A 19,402-nucleotide genomic window follows, 5' to 3' on the forward strand; every position below is an offset into this window, starting at 1 on the left:
ACGATGCTGACCAGGCCACCCGTCGCTCCCGCCAATCCGCTCGACCGGCTGACCGGCGCCGGTCTTGCCTGGGGCGAGGGGACTTACGCGAGATGGGCAGCCCCGATCGGCGCGGCGACCTTCTCGCTCTACATCCTGCTGACCGCCGTGACGGCCTGGTTCATGCCCGACGTCAATTGGGACATGCTGCCTTATCTGGCGATCGCCGAGGAGGGCCGCTATCCCGATCCGCAGGCGCTGCATGATTATGCCTACAGCACGATCAAGGCCGGCGTGTCGGCCGGCGACTACAAGACGCTGACCGACGATGGCGGCGGCTTCCGCAACCACATGGCGGAGAATGCCGCCGACTTCCACTCGCTGCTCGGCATGTACCGGATCAAGTTCCTCTATGCCGAAATCCTGTCGAGCCTCAGCCATGTCGTGGCGCCGGTTAAAGCGATGCGTCTGGTGCAGGTCTTCTCGGTGCTCTTGTTCGGCGCCGTCACGCTCATTTGGCTGCGCGCGGAAGGCGCGCTGGCGCTGGCGCCGGTCGCCGGCGCCATCCTGATCATGGCCGATTTCGGCGATGCGGCGCGGGCCTCGACGCCTGACCTTCTCTGCTCGGCGCTGTTCCTCGGCGGGCTGTTTGCCTATGTCCGCAAACACGAGGCAGCGACGGCTATCCTGCTTTTCCTGGCGTTCATGGCACGGCCGGACAACATTGTGTTCCTCGCCATCTTCGCCGTGCTGCTCGTGGCATTCCGGCAGAAGGCGTGGGGGGCGCTGGCCGGTTTCGCCGCCTCCTTCATCGCCTATTTCGCCATCTCGCACTGGGCCCAGCATCCCGGCTGGTGGCCGCATCTGTGGTTCTCCAGCATCGAGCAGCACTACAATATGGACAGCTTCGAACCGCCATTCTCGGTGGCCGCCTATCTCAAGGCCTTCGCCGCCTCGGTGGTGCGCGCCATTACCGTAGACAGCTGGGTCGGGATCTCGGTGCTCGCGCTCGCGGGCTGGTATGGGCTCGACCGTACAGGCTTCCGGTTCGACCGCCGCGCCGGCATCCTGCTTGCGGCGCTCGTGCTCGGCGTGCTCGCCAAGTTCACGGTCTTCCCGATCCACGACACGCGCATCTATTTCCCCAATCTTCTGCCGCCCTTCCTGATGCTCGCCGCGCCACTGATGGCGCTGTGGACCTCGGCGAGGCAAGGCCGGCACCGCGAGGCGCAGCAAGTTGCCGGAGACAAGTCATGAGCTCGGCTTCCAACCTAGCGCGCGTTCTGCTGTCGCTCGGATTGCCGGCCGGGCTGCTCGACCGCGGACCCGCGCTGCACGGGACGAAGTTCCTGGCCAAGGCGGCGCTCAAGGCGCGGTTCGGCGGCGGACGACCGTTCCAGATGGTCAATGTCGGGGCTTGCGACGGCGCGCTGTTCGATGACGTGACGCCTTGGCTGCACCGTATCAAGGGTGCTCGGGCGATGCTGGTCGAGCCGATCCCCTACAACCAGAAGCGGCTGCGCGCCAACTATCCGGATACGAGCCGCTTCGTCATCGAGCCGGTGGCGGTGACCAGGACAAAGGGCACCATCACCGTCCACACTTTCGACGCAGCCGCGCTCGAGGCCGGCACGCTGCCGATCGAGTTCATCGGCTGCTCCTCGGTCACCGACACCAATCTGATGTCCGGCAAGAACGCCTGGGGCGAGGCGGACGCCAACTTCAACAAGTTCGCGCCGCATCTGAAAGACATCGAGGTGCTGTCGGAGACATTGCAGACGCTGCTCGACCGCAATCGCATCACCCATATCGACGCTTTCCTGGTCGATTGCGAAGGCGCCGACTGAATGGTGTTCGACCAGCTCGACCTCCAGCGCTATCGCCCCGGCATGATCAAGATCGAGGTCGGCGCGCTGCCGGCTGCCGAGATCGGCCAGGTCGTCATCAAGCTCAAGACCGCAGGCTATCAGGTCGGCTTCCAGGCCGAGGACATTTGGGCTTTCGCCTGAGTTTTCGCTACCGAGCTTCCATGCACGATGGCGTTGAGCCGCAATGCCGGCCAAACGCGCTTGACAAGATGGCGCTGGCCCGTTCAACCTAAGCCATTCACCAGGGGAGTCCCGGCAAGGGGCTGAGATACTGCTGGCTTTTGCGGCGCAGTGACCCGTTGAACCTGATCCAGTTCATACTGGCGTAGGGACGGTGCAAGCGCTTTGCGGGCGTTCATGCCCGAAGACCTGTCTCAGGCAGGCAGACCGAAGCGTCTTTTCATCCTTCCGGCACAGAACTGGGTCTCCAATGCAACGAGCAAAGGAGCCTCAAATGAATGCCCTGACCCCCACCGTATCGACTGGACCGCTGCCGGCGTCGCGGAAGATCCACAAATCCGGCGCCATCCACCCGCAGATCAGGGTGCCGATGCGCGAGATCGCCGTTCACCCGACTGCCGGTGAACCGCCGGTGACGGTCTACGATCCGTCAGGCCCCTATACCGACCCCGCAATCGAAACCGATATCGAGAGGGGGCTTGCCCGCCTTCGGCAAGACTGGATCGTGGCGCGTGGCGATGTCGAATCCTATGACGGCCGCCATGTCAGGCCGGAGGACAATGGATTTGCGACAGGAGAGCGCCTGACGCGGGAGTTTCCGATCCGCAACCGTCCGCTGCGGGCCAAGGCCGGCAAGGCGGTAACGCAGCTTGCCTATGCGCGCGCCGGGATCATCACGCCCGAAATGGAATTCGTTGCCATCCGCGAAAACCTCGGCCGCGAGATCAAGCGGAGCGGGCTGCAACGGGACGGCGAGGCGTTCGGCGCATCGATACCGGACTTCGTCACACCGGAATTCGTACGCGACGAGGTGGCGCGCGGCCGCGCGATCATCCCCGCCAACATCAACCATCCCGAGAGCGAGCCGATGATCATCGGCCGCAATTTCCTGGTGAAGATCAACGCCAATATCGGCAATTCCGCCGTCACCTCTTCGATGGCCGAAGAGGTCGAAAAGATGGTCTGGGCGATCCGCTGGGGTGCCGACACGGTCATGGACCTGTCGACCGGCCGCAACATCCACAACATCCGCGAATGGATCGTGCGCAACTCGCCGGTGCCGATCGGCACGGTGCCGCTCTACCAGGCGCTGGAGAAGGTGGGCGGTGTCGCCGAGGATCTGAGTTGGGAAGTCTATCGCGACACGCTGATCGAGCAGGCCGAGCAGGGCGTCGACTACTTCACCATTCATGCCGGCGTGCGGCTGCATTACATCCCGCTCACCGTCGGCCGGGTTACCGGCATCGTCAGCAGGGGCGGCTCGATCATGGCGAAATGGTGCCTGCACCATCACCGTGAAAGCTTCCTCTATGAGCATTTCGCGGAGATATGCGACATCGCCAGAGCCTATGACGTGTCTTTCTCGCTCGGCGACGGCCTTCGTCCCGGCTCGATCGCCGATGCCAATGACCAAGCCCAATTCGCCGAGCTGGAAACGCTTGGCGAATTGACGAAGATCGCCTGGGCAAAGGACTGCCAGGTGATGATCGAAGGCCCCGGCCATGTTCCCATGCACAAGATCAAGCAGAACATGGACAAGCAGCTCGCCGTCTGCGGCGAGGCGCCTTTCTACACCCTGGGACCGCTGACCACGGACATAGCGCCGGGCTATGACCACATCACGTCCGGCATCGGCGCCGCCATGATCGGCTGGTTCGGCACGGCCATGCTCTGCTACGTGACACCGAAGGAACATCTCGGCTTGCCGGATCGCAATGACGTCAAGACCGGCGTCATCACCTACAAGATCGCGGCGCACGCCGCCGACCTCGCCAAGGGGCATCCCGCGGCGAAGATCCGCGACGACGCGCTTTCGCGGGCACGGTTCGAATTCCGCTGGGAAGACCAGTTCAACCTGTCGCTCGATCCCGAAACCGCGCGCTCGATGCACGACGAGACCTTGCCCAAGGAAGCGCACAAGGTGGCGCATTTCTGCTCGATGTGCGGACCGAAATTCTGCTCCATGCGCATCTCCCACGACATTCGCGCCGAAGCGCAGAAGGAGGGGATGGCGGCGATGGCGCAGAAATACCGCGCGGGCGGTGATCTCTACATGCCGGTCGAAACGCCCGGGGCGGAAGAACAAGCTTTGGCGCAGGACGATCAGGGGACGGACTGAGCCGTGCGCCGTGTCCTTGTCAAAGGCGCCGGTGTGGCAGGCCTCACCGTCGCCCATGAATTGGCCGCGCGGGGTGCGTCGGTCACCATTGCCGAAATTCGCAGCCAGATAGGCGGCAATGCCTCCTGGCTCGCCGGCGGCATGCTCGCCCCCTGGTGCGAACGCGAAAGCGCCGAAGAGACGGTTGTCACTCTCGGCAGAATTTCGGCCGACTGGTGGGAAAGGGTGCTGCCCGGGCTCGTGACGAGGGCCGGCACTCTCGTCGTCGCCCATGTGCGCGACGCCTTCGAGCTTGCCCGCTTTGCGGCCCGTACCCGTAATCACGAGTCCGTCGACGAAGAGGCGATCGCCGCCCTCGAACCCGATCTCGCCGGTCGCTTCCGCAAGGGCCTGTTCTTCGCCGGCGAAGCTCATCTCGATCCCCGTCGGGTTCTCGAAGCCCTCGCCAGCAAGCTGTGTGCGATGGGCGTCGTCTTCCTTTTCGAGGTGGACGAAGTGGCCCTTTCCGGCTTCGATCAGGTGATCGACTGCACGGGCATCGCGCGGGGCGAAGACGATTTGCGCGGCGTGCGCGGCGAGATGCTGATCCTCCACACGCGGGAGGTCTCGCTCACCCGGCCGGTTCGTCTCCTCCATCCGCGTCATCCGATCTATGTCGTGCCGCGGGCCGATCATCACTTCATGGTCGGCGCGACCATGATCGAAAGCGACCATGACGGGCCGATCACCGCCCGTTCGCTGATGGAGCTCCTCAATGCGGCCTACGCGCTCCATCCAGCGTTCGGTGAGGCCGAAATCATCGAGACAGGAGTGGGTGTGCGCCCCGCCTATCCCGACAATCTGCCGCGGGTGAAGCGTCGGAAGGAGGGCGCGATCACGATCAACGGCCTCTACCGGCACGGTTTCCTGCTCTCACCGGCCATGGCCGAGCAGGCTGCCGGCCTTCTTTTCAATTCATCTGCCGACCTGGAGTCTGAAAATGAAGCTGATCGTCAATGGCGAAGCGCTTGAGGTCAGGGCGACGACGCTCGCCGCTCTTTTGAAGGAGCTCGACTATGAAGGCGGCTGGCTCGCCACCGCGCTGAACGGCGATGTCGTGCCCGCGGCCGAACGGGCAGAATTGCGGGTGAACGAAGGCGATCGGATCGAAATCCTGTCGCCCATGCAGGGAGGCTAACCGATGTTCGATCTTCTCGGGACAAAATTGGCCTCGCGCCTGCTGCTGGGCACCGCCCAATATCCTTCGCCGGCGATCCTTGCCGATGCCGTCAAGGCGTCGGGCACCTCGGCGGTCACCGTTTCGCTGCGCCGGGAAATGGCCGGCGGCAGGGCCGGCGAGCAATTCTGGTCGCTGATCCGCTCGCTCGGTGTGAGGGTGCTGCCCAACACCGCCGGCTGCCATTCCGTCAAGGAAGCCGTGACGACCGCGAAGATGGCGCGCGAGGTCTTCGGCACGTCCTGGATCAAGCTCGAAGTGATCGGCAACCACGACACGCTGCAGCCCGATGTGTTCGGTCTGGTCGAGGCCGCGCGCATCCTTTGCGAGGACGGATTCAGCGTGTTCCCCTATACCACCGACGACCTTGTCGTCGCCGAGCGGCTGCTGGAGGCAGGCTGCAAGGTTCTGATGCCGTGGTGCGCGCCGATCGGCTCGGCGCTCGGGCCGGTCAACATCATGGCGCTGCGCTCGATGCGCGGGCATTTCCCCGACGTGCCGTTGATAGTCGATGCAGGTCTCGGACGACCGTCGCACGCGGCAACCGTCATGGAGCTCGGCTTTGACGCCGTGCTCCTCAACACGGCGGTCGCCAAGGCTGGCGATCCGGTGGGCATGGCGCGCGCTTTCAGCAAGGCGGTCGATGCCGGCCGCGAGGCCTATGGTTCGGGACTGCTCGAGCCGCGCGACGTCGCCGTGCCATCGACGCCTACAATTGGCAGGGCGGTTTTCTCATGAAGCTCGATCCCTTCTACCTGATCGTCGACAGCGCCGCCTGGATCGAGCGCCTGGTGCCGCTCGGCGTCAGGCTGGTGCAGCTCCGCATCAAGAACATGGACGAGGGCGGGCTGCGTGCGGAAATCCGCAAGGCAAAAACCTTGTGCGCACGGCACGATTGCCAGCTCATCGTCAACGATTATTGGCGGCTGGCGATCGAGGAGAGCTGCGACTTCGTCCATCTCGGCCAGGAGGATCTGCAGGCTGCCGACCTCCCGGCGATACGGACGGCCGGCATCAGGCTCGGGCTGAGCACGCACGATCATGCCGAACTGCAGACGGCCATGGCAGCCAGGCCCGACTACGTCGCGCTGGGTCCCGTCTATCCGACCATCCTGAAGAAGATGAAATGGGCGCCGCAGGGGCTCGAAAGGGTTCGCGCCTGGAAGGGCGCCGTCGCACCCACTCCACTGGTAGCCATCGGCGGCCTCAATCCCGAGCGGCTCGATGGCATTTTCGAGGCCGGCGCCGACAGCGCCGCGGTGGTGACGGACATAACCTTGAACCCGGATCCCGAGGCGCGCAGCAGGGAATGGATCGAAAAGACCGACCCATGGCGCTGAACCGAGACCCGCACGTGCTCGTCGTCGGCGGGTCGGATTCCAGCGGGGGCGCCGGAATTGCGCGCGATATCGAGACGATCTCTTCAATCGGCTTGCGCAGTTGCGTTGCCGTCACCGCGGTGACGGTGCAGACACACCAATCCGTTACGGCAATCCACCATATGCAACCCGGCCTGGTTGCCGATCAGATGCGCGCGGCGCTGAGAGCCAACAAAGTGTCGGCGATAAAGATCGGCATGCTTTCAACGGGACGCGTCATCGCGGCGGTTGCCGCCGTGCTGCGCGAAAATCCGCGGATACCGACAGTTCTCGATCCGGTGCTGGCTTCCTCGTCGGGCAGGCAGTTGCTGGAGCCGGGTGCGATCGGAGCCTTGAAGCGCGATCTCATGCCGCTCTGCCGTCTTGCCACGCCGAACCTCATCGAGCTGGCGATCCTGACCGGTTCGGATTTGGCTGTGGACGACGATGATGCGCTGCGGCAGGGAGGGCGATTGCTTACGGAAGGGCTGCGGGCGCTGCTCATCAAGGGCGGCCACGCGACGGGGTCCAAATCAACGGATATCCTGTTGAATTCTGGACGAGAGCCTATCCACTTCGACATGCCCAGGCTCGCCGGATCGATGCGCGGGACGGGCTGCATGCTGGCAAGCGCGATCGCCGCGCATATGGCCGGCGCAAAACCGCTCGAGGACAGCGTGCGCGAAGGCAAGCGTTTTGTCTTCGAGAAGCTTGTGCGAGGTATCGAGCGCGAATTCGGCCCCGGCGCATAAGGAAATCCTCACCGGAGACACCCCGGACGAGGCGCGTTCGGCTGTCAGGGTCGCTCGGCCTTTTCCCAATGTCGCAAACAGGCTTCATTCACCCCACCGCTCGGCCCTATAGTCCGCCCGCTTTACCACTTTGGAGTCGCGGGCAATGGCAGAGTTTCCGAAAAAAGCGAAGGTCGTCATCGTCGGTCTTGGCGGTATCGTCGGCGCGTCGGTCGCCCATCACCTGATCGAGCGCGGCTGGGACGACATCGTCGGCATCGACAAGTCGGGCATCCCGACCGATATCGGCTCGACCGCGCATGCCTCCGACTTCTGCTACACGACCAGCCACGACTTCCTGTCCTGCTGGACGACGCTCTACTCCATCGATTTCTACGAGAAGATGGGCCACTACGCCCGCATCGGCGGCCTCGAAGTCGCCCGCGTCGGCGATAATGGCCGCATGGACGAGATCAAGCGCAAGATCGCTTCCGCCAAGGCTTTCGGCACCCGCGCGCGCCTGATCGAGCCGGCCGAGATCAAGGAGAAGTTCCCGCTGATCGAGGAGCATCTGGTGCAGGGCGGCCTCTGGGATCCCGACGCCGGCCTCGTCATCCCGCGCTCGCAAACGGTCGCCGGCAAGCTGGTCGATCAAGGCGTAGCCTCCGGCAAGCTCCAGGCTTTCGCCAATACCTCGGCCAAGGAGCTGATCGTCGAGAATGGCCGCATCAAGGGTGTGGTGACCGAGCGCGGGACGATCGAAGCCGACTATGTTGTCGTCTGCACCGGCATCTGGGGGCGGCTCACCGCGGCACTGGTCGGCGAGGACCTGCCGGTCATGCCGATCGACCATCCGCTGACCTTCTTCGGCCCCTACAACGAGTTCGCCGGCACCGGCAAGGAGATCGGCTGGCCGCTGCTGCGCGACCAGGGCAACTCGGCCTATATGCGCGACACCGGCGATCCGAAGACCGCCGAAGGCGGGCAGATCGAATGGGGCTATTACGAGGAGACCAATCCGCGCCTCTGCCATCCGCGCGACCTCTTGGAAAAGGACCAGGCGCGGCTGTCGCCGTCGCAGCGCGACCTCGATATGGAGCAGATCATGGCGCCGCTGGAGCGCGCCATGGAGCTGACGCCGATCCTCGGCGAGCTCGGTTACAATGAAGGCCATTCCTTCAACGGCCTGCTGCAGGTGACCACCGATGGCGGCCCGTCCATGGGCGAAAGCCAGAAGGTGAGGGGGCTGTGGTATGCCGTCGCCATCTGGGTCAAGGACGGCCCGGGCATGGGCAAGCTGATCGCCGACTGGATGACCGACGGCCGCACGTCGATCGACCATCACGCCATCGACTATTCGCGCTTCTACCCGCACCAGATGAAGGAGCAGTTCATCTGGGATCGCTGCACCGAGACCGCGATGAAGGTCTACAATCCGGCCGTGCATCCGCGCGAACCCTTCTCCAAGGGCCGCAACATCCGCCGCTCGCCATTCTGGGAGCGTGAGAAGGAGCTCGGCGGCTATTTCATGGAGCTGGGCGGCTGGGAGCGGGCGCACGGCTACGCCGCCAACGAGCATCTGCTCGAGAAATACGGCAACCGCGTGCCGGTACGCGAGAACGAATGGGACAACCGCCATTTCTGGCGCGTCTCCAATGCCGAGCACCTGGCAATGAGCGAGGATTGCGGCATCGTCAACCTCTCGCATTTCTCGATGTACGACGTCGAAGGGCCGGACCACGTCGCGCTGCTGGAATGGCTGTGCGCGGCCAAGATCGGCGGCGACAACAATATCGGCAAGGGCATCTATACCCATTTCCTCGACGAGGAAGGCATGGTACGCGCCGACTTCACGGTGATCCGCATGGCCGACCGCTGCCGGGTGATCGACGGCGCCGACGCCGGGCCGCGCGACTTCCGCTACATGCAGCGCACCGCGCAGGACAAAGGCTTCGATGTCACCGTCACCGACGTGACCGAGAAATACGTCACCATCGGCATTTGGGGGCCGAACGCGCGCACGACGCTCCAGAAGGTGGTCGAGGACCCGAATGGGCTGACGCCGGAGAACTTTCCCTTCGCGGCGATCAAGCCGATCAGGATCGGCGGCATGGATGTCACCGCCTTCCGCATCTCCTATGTCGGCGAGCAGGGCTGGGAACTCCATATGCGCTACGAGGATGGCCTGGCCGTCTGGGACGCGCTGCGCTCGACCGGCGTCATGCCGTTCGGCGTCGAGACCTACGCCAACACGCGCCGCATGGAGAAGAGCCTGCGGCTGCAGAATGCAGACCTCTTGACCGAGTACAATCTGCTCGAGGCCGATCTCGCCCGCCCGAAGGTCAAGGAGAACGACTTCTGCGGCAAGGCCAAACATCTGGAGTATCGCGCCCGCGAGCATCAACCGGCGATGCTCTGCACGCTGGTGATGACCGAGAACACCGATTCCAAGGGCGTCGCGCGCTACCCGGTCGGCACCATGCCGGTGATGGACCCGGCGACGGGCGAGACGCTGGTCGACGAGCTCGGCCGCCGCTCCTTCACCACCTCGGTCGCCTATGGCCCGACCATCGGCAAGAACATCGCGCTCGCCTACCTGCCCTGGGCCTACTGCCAGGAAGGCCGCAGGCTGCAGGTGGAGTATTTCGGCGAGACCTATCCGGTGGAAGTCGCAAGCGTCGGCTACAAGCCGCTCTACGATCCGGAGAACCTCAAGCCGAGAAGCTGAGCCTATGTTCGCCTGAACAGGCAAAAGGCCCGGTCGACGCCGGGCCTTTTTACTTTGTTCATGCCCAATTATCGCTTACCGTCACGTCATGTCCGCTTCCCGCCGAACAGGGCATTGGCTTTCGGGCGCCGCCGCGCTGGCGCTGCTCCTCGGCCTGACCGCGCGATCCGCCGCTGTCGAACCGGTCGATGTCGAGTTGGTGCTGGCGGTCGATGTGTCGCTCTCCATGTCGCCGGCCGAACTCGAGATCCAGCGCCACGGCTATGCGGCCGCGCTGACGCATGACAACGTGCTCAAGGCCATCGCCGACGGCGCCCACGGCAAGATCGCGGTCACCTATGTCGAGTGGGCCGGCACCCGATGGCAGCGGGTCGTCGTGCCGTGGACGGTGATAGCCAATCGCTCCGATGCAGAGAGGGTCGTGGCCCAGCTCAATGCCAGTCCGCCGGACAGCGCGCGGCGCACCTCAATCTCGGGCGCGCTTGAATTCGGCAGCGACCTTTTCGCCGAAAGCGGCTTTCAGGGCACCAAGCGCGTCATCGATGTTTCGGGCGACGGACCCAACAACCAGGGTGCCCCGGTCGACATCGCGCGCGACGAGGTGGTGAGGCAAGGCATCACCATCAATGGACTGCCGCTGATGACAAGGGGCGGTTTCAGCGGCGCCTTCGACGTCGCCAATCTCGACCGCTACTACAGTGACTGCGTTATCGGCGGGCCGGGCGCCTTCATGATTCCGGTCAACGACTGGACGCAATTCCCAGAGGCAATCCGCCGCAAGCTGGTGCTGGAACTTGCCGGTCCGGCATCGAGGCAATGGGCGGCCGAAGAGGCGGCTCACCCGCCTGTCGTGCAGGCCGACGACAGGCCGGCCGCCGATTGCTTGGCCGGCGAGAAGATGTGGCGCAACCGCGGTTGGATGCTGGACAACCGCTAGCAGCAATTCGTAGCGTTTCAGATCGAACTTCTGCTATGGCTGGAAAGCAAATCGCCCACGATGTCACCAGCAGCAGCAGTGTGAAGGCGCAACAGGCTGAGGGTCTCTCGCTTGTCGGCCCCTGTTGTCTTGGAGGAGCGCTAGGATGAGCACCGACCGAGACACAGTGCGGTCCTATGATGCGGTTGCGGCGGAGTACGCTGCCGAGGCCGCGGCGATGCCCGGATGGGTCGCGACAGAGATCGATGCCTTCGTGACCGGACTGGGTGGCTCCGGCAGGGTGCTGGAGATCGGAAGCGGGGGCGGGCGGGATGCACTCGAACTTGAGAAGCGGGGGATCAGCGTCCGGCGCACCGACATTTCAAAGGGTTTCGTCGAACTGCTTTGCGAGAATGGCTTCGAAGCCGACTTGTTGGATCCGCTGACCGACGACCTGGCCGACCCGCAGCGCCCCAGCACGCCATATGACGGCGTCTGGGCCTGCGCCTGCCTGATTCACGTCGCGCGCGAGGATTTCGGTAAGGTCCTTGGACGGCTTGCCGAGGTGACCCGAACCGGTGGGCGACTGCACGCCTCGGTTCGAGACGGCGATGGCGAGGATGTATCCACACATGGTGCCGCGCCCCGCCGCTATGTCGAGACGTACTGGCGCGAACCTGCCCTGCGGTCCGCACTCACGGACGCCGGCTGGGTCGTCCGCGGGATACGTCGGTGCATGGGAAGGCCTGATGATTGGTGGCTGAGTGTTCGGGCGAGTCGGGCGTGACGCGCACAGAGTTCTGGGCCCGCATGGAGGCGGTGTATCACGTCCGCATGCGGCACCAAAGCGGGGTCAGCTCGAAGTTCCGGTTCGGGTCGAGAGCCGAAATCAACTACCAAACAATTCCGGGAGAAGCGCAGCGGTTTTCCGTCTGGAACGTTATAGCAGGGCCGAGGTTGGCGGCTGGACGATCAGGCGCGAGTTTGCCTCCGCGCGCGGCACGATGGCAAAGTGCTCCTGGGGCCGGCGGCATCGCTCGAAGTCACTGAACGAGGAAGAACGACAATGAAACGCCTGCTCATTCCGACCGTGTTTGCGTCTCTGCTTTGCGCCGGCAGCGCCAGCGCTCAATTCTACGGCGAGGCCGCCTGCGTGCTGTTCGAGAATGCGAACTTCCGCGGACGCTCGCTCGAAATGGGTCCCGATGACGCCACCAGTTTCGGGGGCGGGTTCTGGAACGACCGCGTCTCCTCGGTGCTTGTGCGCCCGGGCTGCACGCTCGTCGCCTACGAGCATTCCGGGATGCGCGGCCGCTCGATCGAGCTCGACCGCAGGGTTCGCAATTTCGGAGGTTCCGGCTGGAACGACCGCATCTCATCGGCCGAGTGCTATTGCGACCGATATTGAAGCCGACAGCCCGGGCGGCGACCGCAACCGGTGAGGCGTGCAGGGCTTTTCAGGAGTTTTCCGGGCTCTGAGTTGGGACCATGGTCGATGACCGGTCCTGCTTCATTGACAAGCCTTTTGGGCTCTGTGAGACAATTTCGCCTCACCAGACAAAAAAGGGGAACCAAAATGAACAGGATCAGCATTTTCGCGGCGGCACTGACGGCTATCGTCGGATTGTCGGCGCCGGCGATGGCCGCGACGTCGCTCACCATCGGCATCAGCGGCTGGACCGGCTTCGCGCCGCTGACTTTGGCCAAGCAGGCCGGGCTTTTCGAGAAACATGGGCTCGATGTCACGCTGAAGAAGGTTCCGCAGGCGAGCCGTCCGCTGGCGATTGCGAGCGGCGACCTGCAATGCGCGGCGACCACGGTCGAGACCTGGATGGTGTGGAACGCCAGCGGCGTCACCACCAAGCAGATATTCCAACTCGACAAATCCTATGGCGCGGACGGCATCGTGGTACGCAACGACATCAAGACGGTCGCCGACCTCAAGGGCAAGAACGTCGCGTCCTCGGCCCCCGGCACGTCGCCCTATTTCCTGCTTGCCTGGGTGCTCAACAAGAACGGCATGTCGACCAAGGACGTGACGGTCGTCAATCTGGAGCCGGATGCGGCCGCACAAGCCTTCCTCGCTGGGCAGAACGATGCCGCCGTCACCTATGAGCCCTTCATTTCGGCGGTTCGCGACAAGGCCGACCAAGGCCATATCCTGGCGACCACGCTCGACTATCCGATGGTGATGGACACTGTCGGCTGCACGCCGGACTTCCTCAAGGCCAATCCCGATGCCGCCAAGGCGCTGGCCGACAGCTATTTCGACGCGCTCGAAATGATCAAGAAGGATCCGCAGAAGTCCTACGAAATCATGGGCGCCGACGTAAAACAGTCGGCCAAGGAATTCGAGGATTCCGCCAAATACCTGAAATGGGCTGATCGGGAAGCGAACAAGCAATTCTTCACCAAGGACTTCCAGGATTTTTCCAAGACGGCGGCGGAACTGCTGCTGCAGATGGGGCTGATCAAGGAAGCGCCCGATGTGACGACGCTTGCCGACACCAGCGCGGTGGCCAACTGACCGCGCATCTCCCGATCGACGGCGGCGACAAGCCGCCGTTCTTTCTCCTTGAAGCGCGTCACGATCTTTCAGGTTCGCTCCCTGCGCTTTTTTTATTTTGCGCATGTCTTTGTCCCGAAACCGATTCCAACTTTCGTGAGACATGTTTTAAGGACAGTGCCTGATGCTGCGTCCCTTGCATCCCGTTCCGCCGGGCGCCCGAACCGCGCTCGGCATCGCCTTCTTCGTGCTCTTCGTGGCGTTCTGGGCGTGGATCACGCTTGGCGGCCATGTGAACCGGATATTCCTTGCCGACCCGCTGTCGATGCTGAAGGACGGCTGGCGGCTTCTGGTCGAGGACCGTTTCTGGCTCGACATCCTGATCACCATCTGGCGCGTCTTCGGCGGCTTCGTGCTGGCCTCGATCATTGCCGTGCCGATCGGCATAGCCATGGGTGCCTGGAAGCCCGTCGAGGCGTTTCTGGAGCCGTTCGTGTCCTTCGCCCGCTACCTGCCGGCGTCCGCCTTCATACCGCTGCTCATCCTGTGGGCCGGCATCGGTGAACTGGAAAAGCTGCTGGTGATCTTCGTCGGCTCGGTCTTCCAGGTCATCCTGATCATCGCGGTCAAGGTCGGCAGCACTCGTCGTGACTTGGTCGAAGCCGCCTATACGCTAGGGGCGACCGACAACGGCATCGTCAAGCGGGTGATCATGCCGGCCAACGCGCCCGAGATCGCCGAGACGCTGCGGCTGGTGCTCGGCTGGGCATGGACCTATGTCATCGTCGCCGAGCTGATCGGCTCGTCGTCGGGCATCGGCTATATGATCATCAACAGCCAGTCGCGGCTGGCGACGGGGCAGATCATCTTCGGCATCATCGTCATCGGGCTGATCGGGCTCTTGTCCGATTTCGCCTTCAAGGCGCTCAACCGCTGGCTCTATCCATGGAGCCTGGCGTGAGCAAGCTTCTGATCGAAGGCGTTTCCCGGACCTTTGCCGGGGTGAGCGGCGGACAGCCGGTGCAAGCGCTCCAGCCTGTCGACCTCGCGGTCGCGGCCAATGATTTCATCACCATCCTCGGCCCGTCCGGCTGCGGAAAATCGACCTTGCTCAGGATCGTCGCCGGGCTGGAGGCGCCAAGCACCGGCCGCGTGCTGCTCGACGGCAAAGCCGTCACGCGTCCGGGCTCGGATCGCGGCATGGTGTTCCAGTCCTACACGCTGTTCCCCTGGCTGACGGTCGCTGAAAACATCGGCTTCGGCTTGCGCGAGCGGAACATGCCCGAGCGCGAGCGCAACGACATCGTTGCATCCTATGTCGATCTCGTCGGGCTGAAGGGCTTCGAGAACCATTGGCCGAAGCAGCTTTCGGGCGGCATGCAGCAGCGCACGGCGATCGCGCGCGCGCTCGCCAACGACCCTGCAATCCTTTTGCTCGACGAGCCGTTCGGCGCGCTGGACAACCAGACGCGCGGCCTGATGCAGGAATTGCTGCTGGGCATCTGGGAGCGGCGCAAGAAGACGGTGCTGTTCGTCACCCACGACATCGAGGAAGCGATCTTCATGGCTTCGCGCGTGATCGTAATGAGCGCGCGTCCCGGCCGCATCAAATCCGATGTATCGGTCGACCTGCCGCACCCACGCCACTACACGCTGAAGACCAGCCCGGAATTCTCCACGCTGAAGGCGCAACTGACCGAAGACATCCGCATCGAGGCGATGCGGACGGCGCAGACGCAATCCGTTTAGGTTTTGGACGGCCTCAAGCCGCCAAAAGTTGCTTGCGGTCGACGCGTTCCTGCTGCGGCGAGCGCGCGTAGAGCTCGCGGTAGCATTTGGAGAAGTGCGAGGCGGAGACGAAGCCGCAGGCCACCGCCACTTCCACCACCGGCATCGACGACTGGATGAGCAGATGCCTGGCGCGGTCGAGCCGGATTTCCAGATAATAGCGGGCAGGTGAACGCCCCATCTCGGTGCGGAACAGGCGCTCGATCTGCCGGCGCGACAGGTCGACATGGTCGGCAATCTCGATCAGCGACAACGGCTCGGCAAGGTTCGCCTCCATCAGTTCGATGATGGTGAGCACCTTGGAATTCTGCACGCCGAGACGGGCGCGCAGCGGCAGGCGCTGGCGGTCGGTCGGGCTGCGCACGCGGTCGGTCAGAACCTGCTCGCAGACGCGGTTGACGAGGCTCTCGTCGAAATCGTCGCCGATCAGCTTCAGCATCATGTCGAGCGCCGCAGTGCCACCGGCACAGGTGTAGACGTTCTGATCGATCTCGAAGAGGTCGGCAAAGACATTGGCTTTCGGGAATGCTTCGGAGAAGCCCGGCAGGTTCTCCCAATGGATGGCGCAGCGCTTGTTTGACAACAGGCCTGCGGCTGCCAGGACATGCGCGCCGGTGCAAAGCCCGCCGACCGCGACGCCGCGGTTGTATTCCTCGCGCAGCCAGGCGAAGGCCGACTTGTTGTGGTAGCGCTCGACATTGATGCCGCTGCAGACGATCGCCATGTTCGGCCTGTCCGGCCCGGCCATCTTCTTGCGCTCTTCCTCGAGCGAGGTGTTGACGGCGCATTCGACGCCGTTCGAGGCGCGCACTGGTTTGCCGTCGATGCTGGCCAAACGCCAGCTATAGGCCTCGTAGCCGAGCATCCGGTTGGCCGAGCGCAGCGGGTCGAGCGCCGTCGCGAAGGCGATCATGGTGAAGTCGGGGATAAGGAAGAATACAAACGATCTCTTGATCGGGTGCTTTACGGCATTCACGGGTGAACCTCACGCGGCCATGACGCGAACAGAATGTCGCTAATAGCATAGCGACATCAGGAAAAATAATTCTTGTCAATCGGGTAGGCGGCTAAGTGAAGATTAAATTTGCGACACGGGTCGCAAATGGGCAATCGCCGATGGCGCGCGCCTCTGCGGCTACCACCTCAGATACCCAATGAAGGCGCCGTCAAAATAAAAACGCCGCCTCGGCGAAGCCGGGCGGCGTCGAATTCCATACACGACGACGGCATCAGGTGCCGTCGGCGACAGCTGTCTCAGGCAACGAAGCCGAGGCGAGCGGCAGCCATGGCGCCCGTCTGGCCGGGCATGGTCTTGGCGAGGCGCTGACGCTCGAGGGCGGTCGTCAGGTTCATTTCGCGACGAGGGAACAGGCGGGCAAAGAGCTTCATCATCATCTCCATTTGGTTGCTCAGACGGGTCGCCTTCGCTTAATGGAGTGGGGCAGCTCGTTTTTGCTGCGGTCGATATAGGCTTGCTTGAGCAAAAACTAAATCGCAAAAGCGAAGCGCTTGACATGAAAAGCGACACGGATTGCGACATATTTGGGCAAAATGCCCGAAATCTACTATTGTTTACAACGCGTTAAATGGAAATCTGCCGTGCTATGCGAGTGGTTCATATGCGTCATGCGGCAGCCGCATGGCTGGGAAGAACCGTTTGAGTGCAAACAAAAAGGCCCGCCGGTCTGACGCCACGGCAGGCCTTCAGTACTCGATACACACTTAGCTACTTCGCTCCGGCCCAGGTTCCGACGCCGAGGCGCACACCGGTCTTGGCATCGGCGGCTTCCGGCCAGCCAATATCCTTCTGCAGCTCGATCGGCAGCGAATGGATTGCGCGTTCGGTCTGGTAGCGGGCGCGGGCGGCACTGAGTTCGGTCGCGAGCCGACCAATAGACGACAAGATAGACATTTTCTTTCTCCTCGATTCGGGCAGGGAGGCGCCCGGCAAATGCGTTACGTCAGGTCTGTTTCAGCTTCATTTCACGTCGATTGCAGGTCTGTGTCGTGGTCGCTTGATGGCTGCTTTTGGCAGCATCCTGCATCGATCGGTTGACTATGCGCCCGAAGTGATGTTCAATCAAACGAAATGGGATGATCGTTTGCATCAGAAAAATTGAAGGCATGCCCTAATGAACGCCCCACTTAACCACCCCCTTCCACTGCTCGACCTCGACGTGCTGCGCACTTTCGTGGCGATCGCCGAGACCGGCAGCTTCACCACCGCCGCCAATGCCGTGTTTCGCACCCCCTCGGCCGTCTCCATGCAGATCAAGAAGCTGGAGGACATCCTCGGCCGATCCGTCTTCGCGCGCGACGCGCGTTCGGTGACGTTGACCACCGATGGCGAGATGCTGCTCGGCTATGCCCGGCGGCTGCTGTCGATCAACCGCGAGGTGGTGTCGAAGTTCATCATTCCCGACATTGTCGGCGTCGTGCGGCTGGGTTCCCCGGACGACTATGGCGAACGTATCCTGCCGCATGTGCTGAAGCGCTTCGCGCAGTCGCATCCGTCGATCGCCGTCGATGTCACCATCGACCAGAGCATCAATCTGCGCCGCCGCATGGACGACCGCGCGCTCGACCTCACGCTGCTCACCAATTCCTACAAGACCAGCGCGCTCGGCGCCGAGGTGCTTTTGACCGAGCCGATCGTCTGGGCCGGCGCCAAGGGCGGCTGCGCGCATCTGCGCGAACCGCTGCCGGTGTCGCTGTGGGAAGAAGGCTGCGCCTGGCGGGCGGGGGCGCTGGAAGCGCTCGGCCGCGAGGGCCGCAACTACCGCGTCGCCTATATGAGCGCCCACACCGCCGGCCAGCGCGCGGCGATCATGGCGGATCTCGCCGTGGCGCCGCTGCCGAAGTCGTTCCTCGGCGACGATATGGTGGAGCTCGGCCAGAAGGACGGCATGCCCGATATCGGCACCTACAATCTCGCCATGGTGGTGGCGCCCGACGCCAGCGCGCCGGTGAAGGCCGTCGCCGATCACATCCGCGCGACGTTCGAGCTGTTCCGGGAAACCGGCAAGTTCTGAGGCTATTCGGCCGCCGGCGCGGTGCTGGCTGCGATCGTGGCCCTTGTCCTGCGCCGTGCGCCGAGGCGGCGTGGCATCGGGTCGCCAATGAGGAAGTCGACGATGCTGTCGCGCGCGCGTCGCGCTTCCGGCATCTCGATCAGCGGCCAGACATGGAACATGCCTTCCTCGTAAACGACGTCGACCTCGACGCCGGCAAGGCGTGCCCTTTCCGCGAAGATCAGATTGTCGGGGCTGAGCAGGTCGCGCGAGCCTGTGAGCAGCAGCGTCTTCGGCAGCACGGAGAGATCGCCGTAGAGCGGGCTGATGTGCCAGTCGGAGCGATCGATGCCGGCGCTGTAGAGCCGAATCGCCTCGAGCCCGCCGGGAATACCGAGCCAGGGATCGTTGCGTTCGGCCTCAAACACCTCCGGATTGGACAGCGACATGTCGAGGCCGGGCGAGATCAGCACGTGGCGCGACGGTGAGGGAAGGCCTTCCTCGGCGGCCATCATGGTGAGCACGACGGCCATGTTGCCGCCGGCGGAATCGCCCATGAAGATGATGTCCTCGGCATCGGTCTCTTCGAGCATGCGCCGGTAGACGTCGCCGACCATCCCGAACATGTCGTGGAAATTGTGCTCAGGCGCGATCGGATAGATCGGCACGGTGACGCCGAAACCCAGCCGCTCCGCCATCTCGGCGATCAGCACCCAGTGATAGGACGTCATCTGAAAGACGAAGGCGCCACCATGCAAATACAGGATGCGCCGGTTCTCGCCGGCTTTTGGCGCGATCTCATAGACCGGAAAGCCATCGACGCTTGTTTCGGAGATGTCGAGCCGGGCCTTCAGCAAGGCCGGCGGATGATAGTCTTCGGTCTTGCGGGCGTAGGCGATCCAGCGCTGCAGATTTTCGGGACTGGAAAAGGCCTTCTTGCGGCTGTGCCTGAGAATGAACGAAACGACGTGGCTTTTCAAACTGGGCATGTGAATACACGGA

19 protein-coding genes, 1 pseudogene and 1 riboswitch are annotated in these 19,402 nt (G+C 63.4%); of the genes and pseudogenes, 16 read left to right on the top strand and 4 right to left on the bottom strand.

Annotation, left to right across the window (positions count from 1 at the left end; genetic code table 11):
* The first annotated feature begins 3 nt into the window (after nt 1-3).
* The 15 genes and pseudogenes from QAZ47_RS17450 to QAZ47_RS17525 all read left to right on the top strand — a co-directional run bounded on the left by QAZ47_RS17450 (nt 4) and on the right by QAZ47_RS17525 (nt 15,350).
* The gene (locus QAZ47_RS17450) at nt 4-1,236 is read left to right on the top strand and encodes a hypothetical protein (protein ID WP_278201984.1); all 1,233 of its coding nucleotides are present in this window, start codon (nt 4-6) and stop codon (nt 1,234-1,236) included.
* Nucleotides 1,233-1,988, top strand: a pseudogene (locus tag QAZ47_RS17455) (FkbM family methyltransferase). Before QAZ47_RS17450 ends, QAZ47_RS17455 begins: the two are co-directional and overlap by 4 nt.
* 92 nt (nt 1,989-2,080) lie before the next feature.
* Nucleotides 2,081-2,197, top strand: a riboswitch (TPP riboswitch).
* Nucleotides 2,198-2,301: 104 nt separating this feature from the next.
* Complete coding sequence (gene thiC, locus QAZ47_RS17465) at nt 2,302-4,146, top strand: phosphomethylpyrimidine synthase ThiC (protein ID WP_278230175.1); 1,845 nt, start codon at nt 2,302-2,304, stop codon at nt 4,144-4,146.
* A 33-nt stretch (nt 4,147-4,179) separates the two neighbouring features.
* Nucleotides 4,180-5,157, top strand: a complete 978-nt coding sequence (gene thiO, locus QAZ47_RS17470) for a glycine oxidase ThiO (protein WP_278230176.1) — start codon at nt 4,180-4,182, stop codon at nt 5,155-5,157.
* On the top strand, nt 5,126-5,323 hold the full coding sequence (thiS, locus tag QAZ47_RS17475; protein WP_278072910.1) for a sulfur carrier protein ThiS: 198 nt from the start codon (nt 5,126-5,128) through the stop codon (nt 5,321-5,323). The genes thiO and thiS overlap by 32 nt, the downstream gene beginning before the upstream one ends.
* Before the next feature lie 3 nt (nt 5,324-5,326).
* Nucleotides 5,327-6,100 (top strand): thiazole synthase, encoded by a 774-nt coding sequence (locus QAZ47_RS17480; RefSeq protein WP_278230178.1) that lies wholly within the window; start codon nt 5,327-5,329, stop codon nt 6,098-6,100.
* The gene (locus QAZ47_RS17485) at nt 6,097-6,702 is read left to right on the top strand and encodes a thiamine phosphate synthase (RefSeq protein ID WP_278230179.1); all 606 of its coding nucleotides are present in this window, start codon (nt 6,097-6,099) and stop codon (nt 6,700-6,702) included. Before QAZ47_RS17480 ends, QAZ47_RS17485 begins: the two co-directional genes overlap by 4 nt.
* Nucleotides 6,693-7,472 carry a hydroxymethylpyrimidine/phosphomethylpyrimidine kinase gene (locus QAZ47_RS17490; protein ID WP_278230180.1) on the top strand — a complete coding sequence of 260 codons (780 nt, stop codon included), beginning with the start codon at nt 6,693-6,695 and terminating at the stop codon, nt 7,470-7,472. The genes QAZ47_RS17485 and QAZ47_RS17490 overlap by 10 nt, the downstream gene beginning before the upstream one ends.
* Nucleotides 7,473-7,617: 145 nt before the next feature.
* On the top strand, nt 7,618-10,179 hold the full coding sequence (locus tag QAZ47_RS17495) for an FAD-dependent oxidoreductase (RefSeq protein WP_278230181.1): 2,562 nt from the start codon (nt 7,618-7,620) through the stop codon (nt 10,177-10,179).
* An 88-nt stretch (nt 10,180-10,267) separates the two neighbouring features.
* On the top strand, nt 10,268-11,116 hold the full coding sequence (locus tag QAZ47_RS17500; protein ID WP_278230182.1) for a DUF1194 domain-containing protein: 849 nt from the start codon (nt 10,268-10,270) through the stop codon (nt 11,114-11,116).
* Between the two features lie 145 nt (nt 11,117-11,261).
* On the top strand, nt 11,262-11,882 hold the full coding sequence (locus QAZ47_RS17505; protein WP_278230183.1) for a class I SAM-dependent methyltransferase: 621 nt from the start codon (nt 11,262-11,264) through the stop codon (nt 11,880-11,882).
* 279 nt (nt 11,883-12,161) lie between these two features.
* Complete coding sequence (locus tag QAZ47_RS17510; protein ID WP_278072916.1) at nt 12,162-12,503, top strand: beta/gamma crystallin-related protein; 342 nt, start codon at nt 12,162-12,164, stop codon at nt 12,501-12,503.
* A 168-nt stretch (nt 12,504-12,671) separates the two neighbouring features.
* Nucleotides 12,672-13,622: an ABC transporter substrate-binding protein gene (locus tag QAZ47_RS17515; RefSeq protein WP_278230184.1), complete on the top strand. Its 951-nt coding sequence runs from the start codon at nt 12,672-12,674 to the stop codon at nt 13,620-13,622.
* Nucleotides 13,623-13,785: 163 nt separating this feature from the next.
* Nucleotides 13,786-14,562 (top strand): ABC transporter permease, encoded by a 777-nt coding sequence (locus tag QAZ47_RS17520; RefSeq protein WP_278230185.1) that lies wholly within the window; start codon nt 13,786-13,788, stop codon nt 14,560-14,562.
* Entirely contained in the window at nt 14,559-15,350 is a 792-nt protein-coding gene (locus tag QAZ47_RS17525) for an ABC transporter ATP-binding protein (RefSeq protein ID WP_278230186.1), read from the top strand. The genes QAZ47_RS17520 and QAZ47_RS17525 overlap by 4 nt, the downstream gene beginning before the upstream one ends.
* Nucleotides 15,351-15,363: 13 nt before the next feature.
* Here the strand turns inward: QAZ47_RS17525 and QAZ47_RS17530 are convergent, their stop codons facing one another.
* The 3 genes from QAZ47_RS17530 to QAZ47_RS17540 form a co-directional block, all read right to left on the bottom strand.
* Nucleotides 15,364-16,365 (bottom strand): GlxA family transcriptional regulator, encoded by a 1,002-nt coding sequence (locus tag QAZ47_RS17530; protein WP_278072920.1) that lies wholly within the window; start codon nt 16,363-16,365, stop codon nt 15,364-15,366.
* A gap of 278 nt (nt 16,366-16,643) precedes the next feature.
* Nucleotides 16,644-16,778 carry a hypothetical protein gene (locus tag QAZ47_RS17535; RefSeq protein WP_082980636.1) on the bottom strand — a complete coding sequence of 45 codons (135 nt, stop codon included), beginning with the start codon at nt 16,776-16,778 and terminating at the stop codon, nt 16,644-16,646.
* 337 nt (nt 16,779-17,115) lie between these two features.
* Entirely contained in the window at nt 17,116-17,301 is a 186-nt protein-coding gene (locus QAZ47_RS17540) for a hypothetical protein (RefSeq protein WP_278230187.1), read from the bottom strand.
* A gap of 220 nt (nt 17,302-17,521) precedes the next feature.
* Between QAZ47_RS17540 and QAZ47_RS17545 the strand changes: the two genes are divergently transcribed.
* Nucleotides 17,522-18,421 (top strand): LysR substrate-binding domain-containing protein, encoded by a 900-nt coding sequence (locus tag QAZ47_RS17545; RefSeq protein WP_278072921.1) that lies wholly within the window; start codon nt 17,522-17,524, stop codon nt 18,419-18,421.
* A gap of 2 nt (nt 18,422-18,423) precedes the next feature.
* Here the strand turns inward: QAZ47_RS17545 and QAZ47_RS17550 are convergent, their stop codons facing one another.
* Entirely contained in the window at nt 18,424-19,389 is a 966-nt protein-coding gene (locus QAZ47_RS17550; RefSeq protein WP_278230188.1) for an alpha/beta hydrolase, read from the bottom strand.
* Nucleotides 19,390-19,402 lie beyond the last annotated feature (13 nt).

It is taken from the genome of Mesorhizobium sp. WSM4904 (assembly GCF_029674545.1).
Classification (GTDB): domain Bacteria; phylum Pseudomonadota; class Alphaproteobacteria; order Rhizobiales; family Rhizobiaceae; genus Mesorhizobium.

Bases quoted from the DNA above. Each gene is read 5' to 3' on its own strand.
- QAZ47_RS17450 (WP_278201984.1), top strand. From the start codon at position 4: ATGCTGACCAGGCCACCCGTCGCTCCCGCCAATCCGCTCGACCGGCTG.
- thiC (WP_278230175.1), top strand. From the start codon at position 2,302: ATGAATGCCCTGACCCCCACCGTATCGACTGGACCGCTGCCGGCGTCG.
- thiS (WP_278072910.1), top strand. From the start codon at position 5,126: ATGAAGCTGATCGTCAATGGCGAAGCGCTTGAGGTCAGGGCGACGACG.
- QAZ47_RS17480 (WP_278230178.1), top strand. From the start codon at position 5,327: ATGTTCGATCTTCTCGGGACAAAATTGGCCTCGCGCCTGCTGCTGGGC.
- QAZ47_RS17485 (WP_278230179.1), top strand. From the start codon at position 6,097: ATGAAGCTCGATCCCTTCTACCTGATCGTCGACAGCGCCGCCTGGATC.
- QAZ47_RS17490 (WP_278230180.1), top strand. From the start codon at position 6,693: ATGGCGCTGAACCGAGACCCGCACGTGCTCGTCGTCGGCGGGTCGGAT.
- QAZ47_RS17495 (WP_278230181.1), top strand. From the start codon at position 7,618: ATGGCAGAGTTTCCGAAAAAAGCGAAGGTCGTCATCGTCGGTCTTGGC.
- QAZ47_RS17500 (WP_278230182.1), top strand. From the start codon at position 10,268: ATGTCCGCTTCCCGCCGAACAGGGCATTGGCTTTCGGGCGCCGCCGCG.
- QAZ47_RS17505 (WP_278230183.1), top strand. From the start codon at position 11,262: ATGAGCACCGACCGAGACACAGTGCGGTCCTATGATGCGGTTGCGGCG.
- QAZ47_RS17510 (WP_278072916.1), top strand. From the start codon at position 12,162: ATGAAACGCCTGCTCATTCCGACCGTGTTTGCGTCTCTGCTTTGCGCC.
- QAZ47_RS17515 (WP_278230184.1), top strand. From the start codon at position 12,672: ATGAACAGGATCAGCATTTTCGCGGCGGCACTGACGGCTATCGTCGGA.
- QAZ47_RS17520 (WP_278230185.1), top strand. From the start codon at position 13,786: ATGCTGCGTCCCTTGCATCCCGTTCCGCCGGGCGCCCGAACCGCGCTC.
- QAZ47_RS17535 (WP_082980636.1), bottom strand. From the start codon at position 16,778: ATGAAGCTCTTTGCCCGCCTGTTCCCTCGTCGCGAAATGAACCTGACG.
- QAZ47_RS17540 (WP_278230187.1), bottom strand. From the start codon at position 17,301: ATGTCTATCTTGTCGTCTATTGGTCGGCTCGCGACCGAACTCAGTGCC.
- QAZ47_RS17545 (WP_278072921.1), top strand. From the start codon at position 17,522: ATGAACGCCCCACTTAACCACCCCCTTCCACTGCTCGACCTCGACGTG.
- QAZ47_RS17550 (WP_278230188.1), bottom strand. From the start codon at position 19,389: ATGCCCAGTTTGAAAAGCCACGTCGTTTCGTTCATTCTCAGGCACAGC.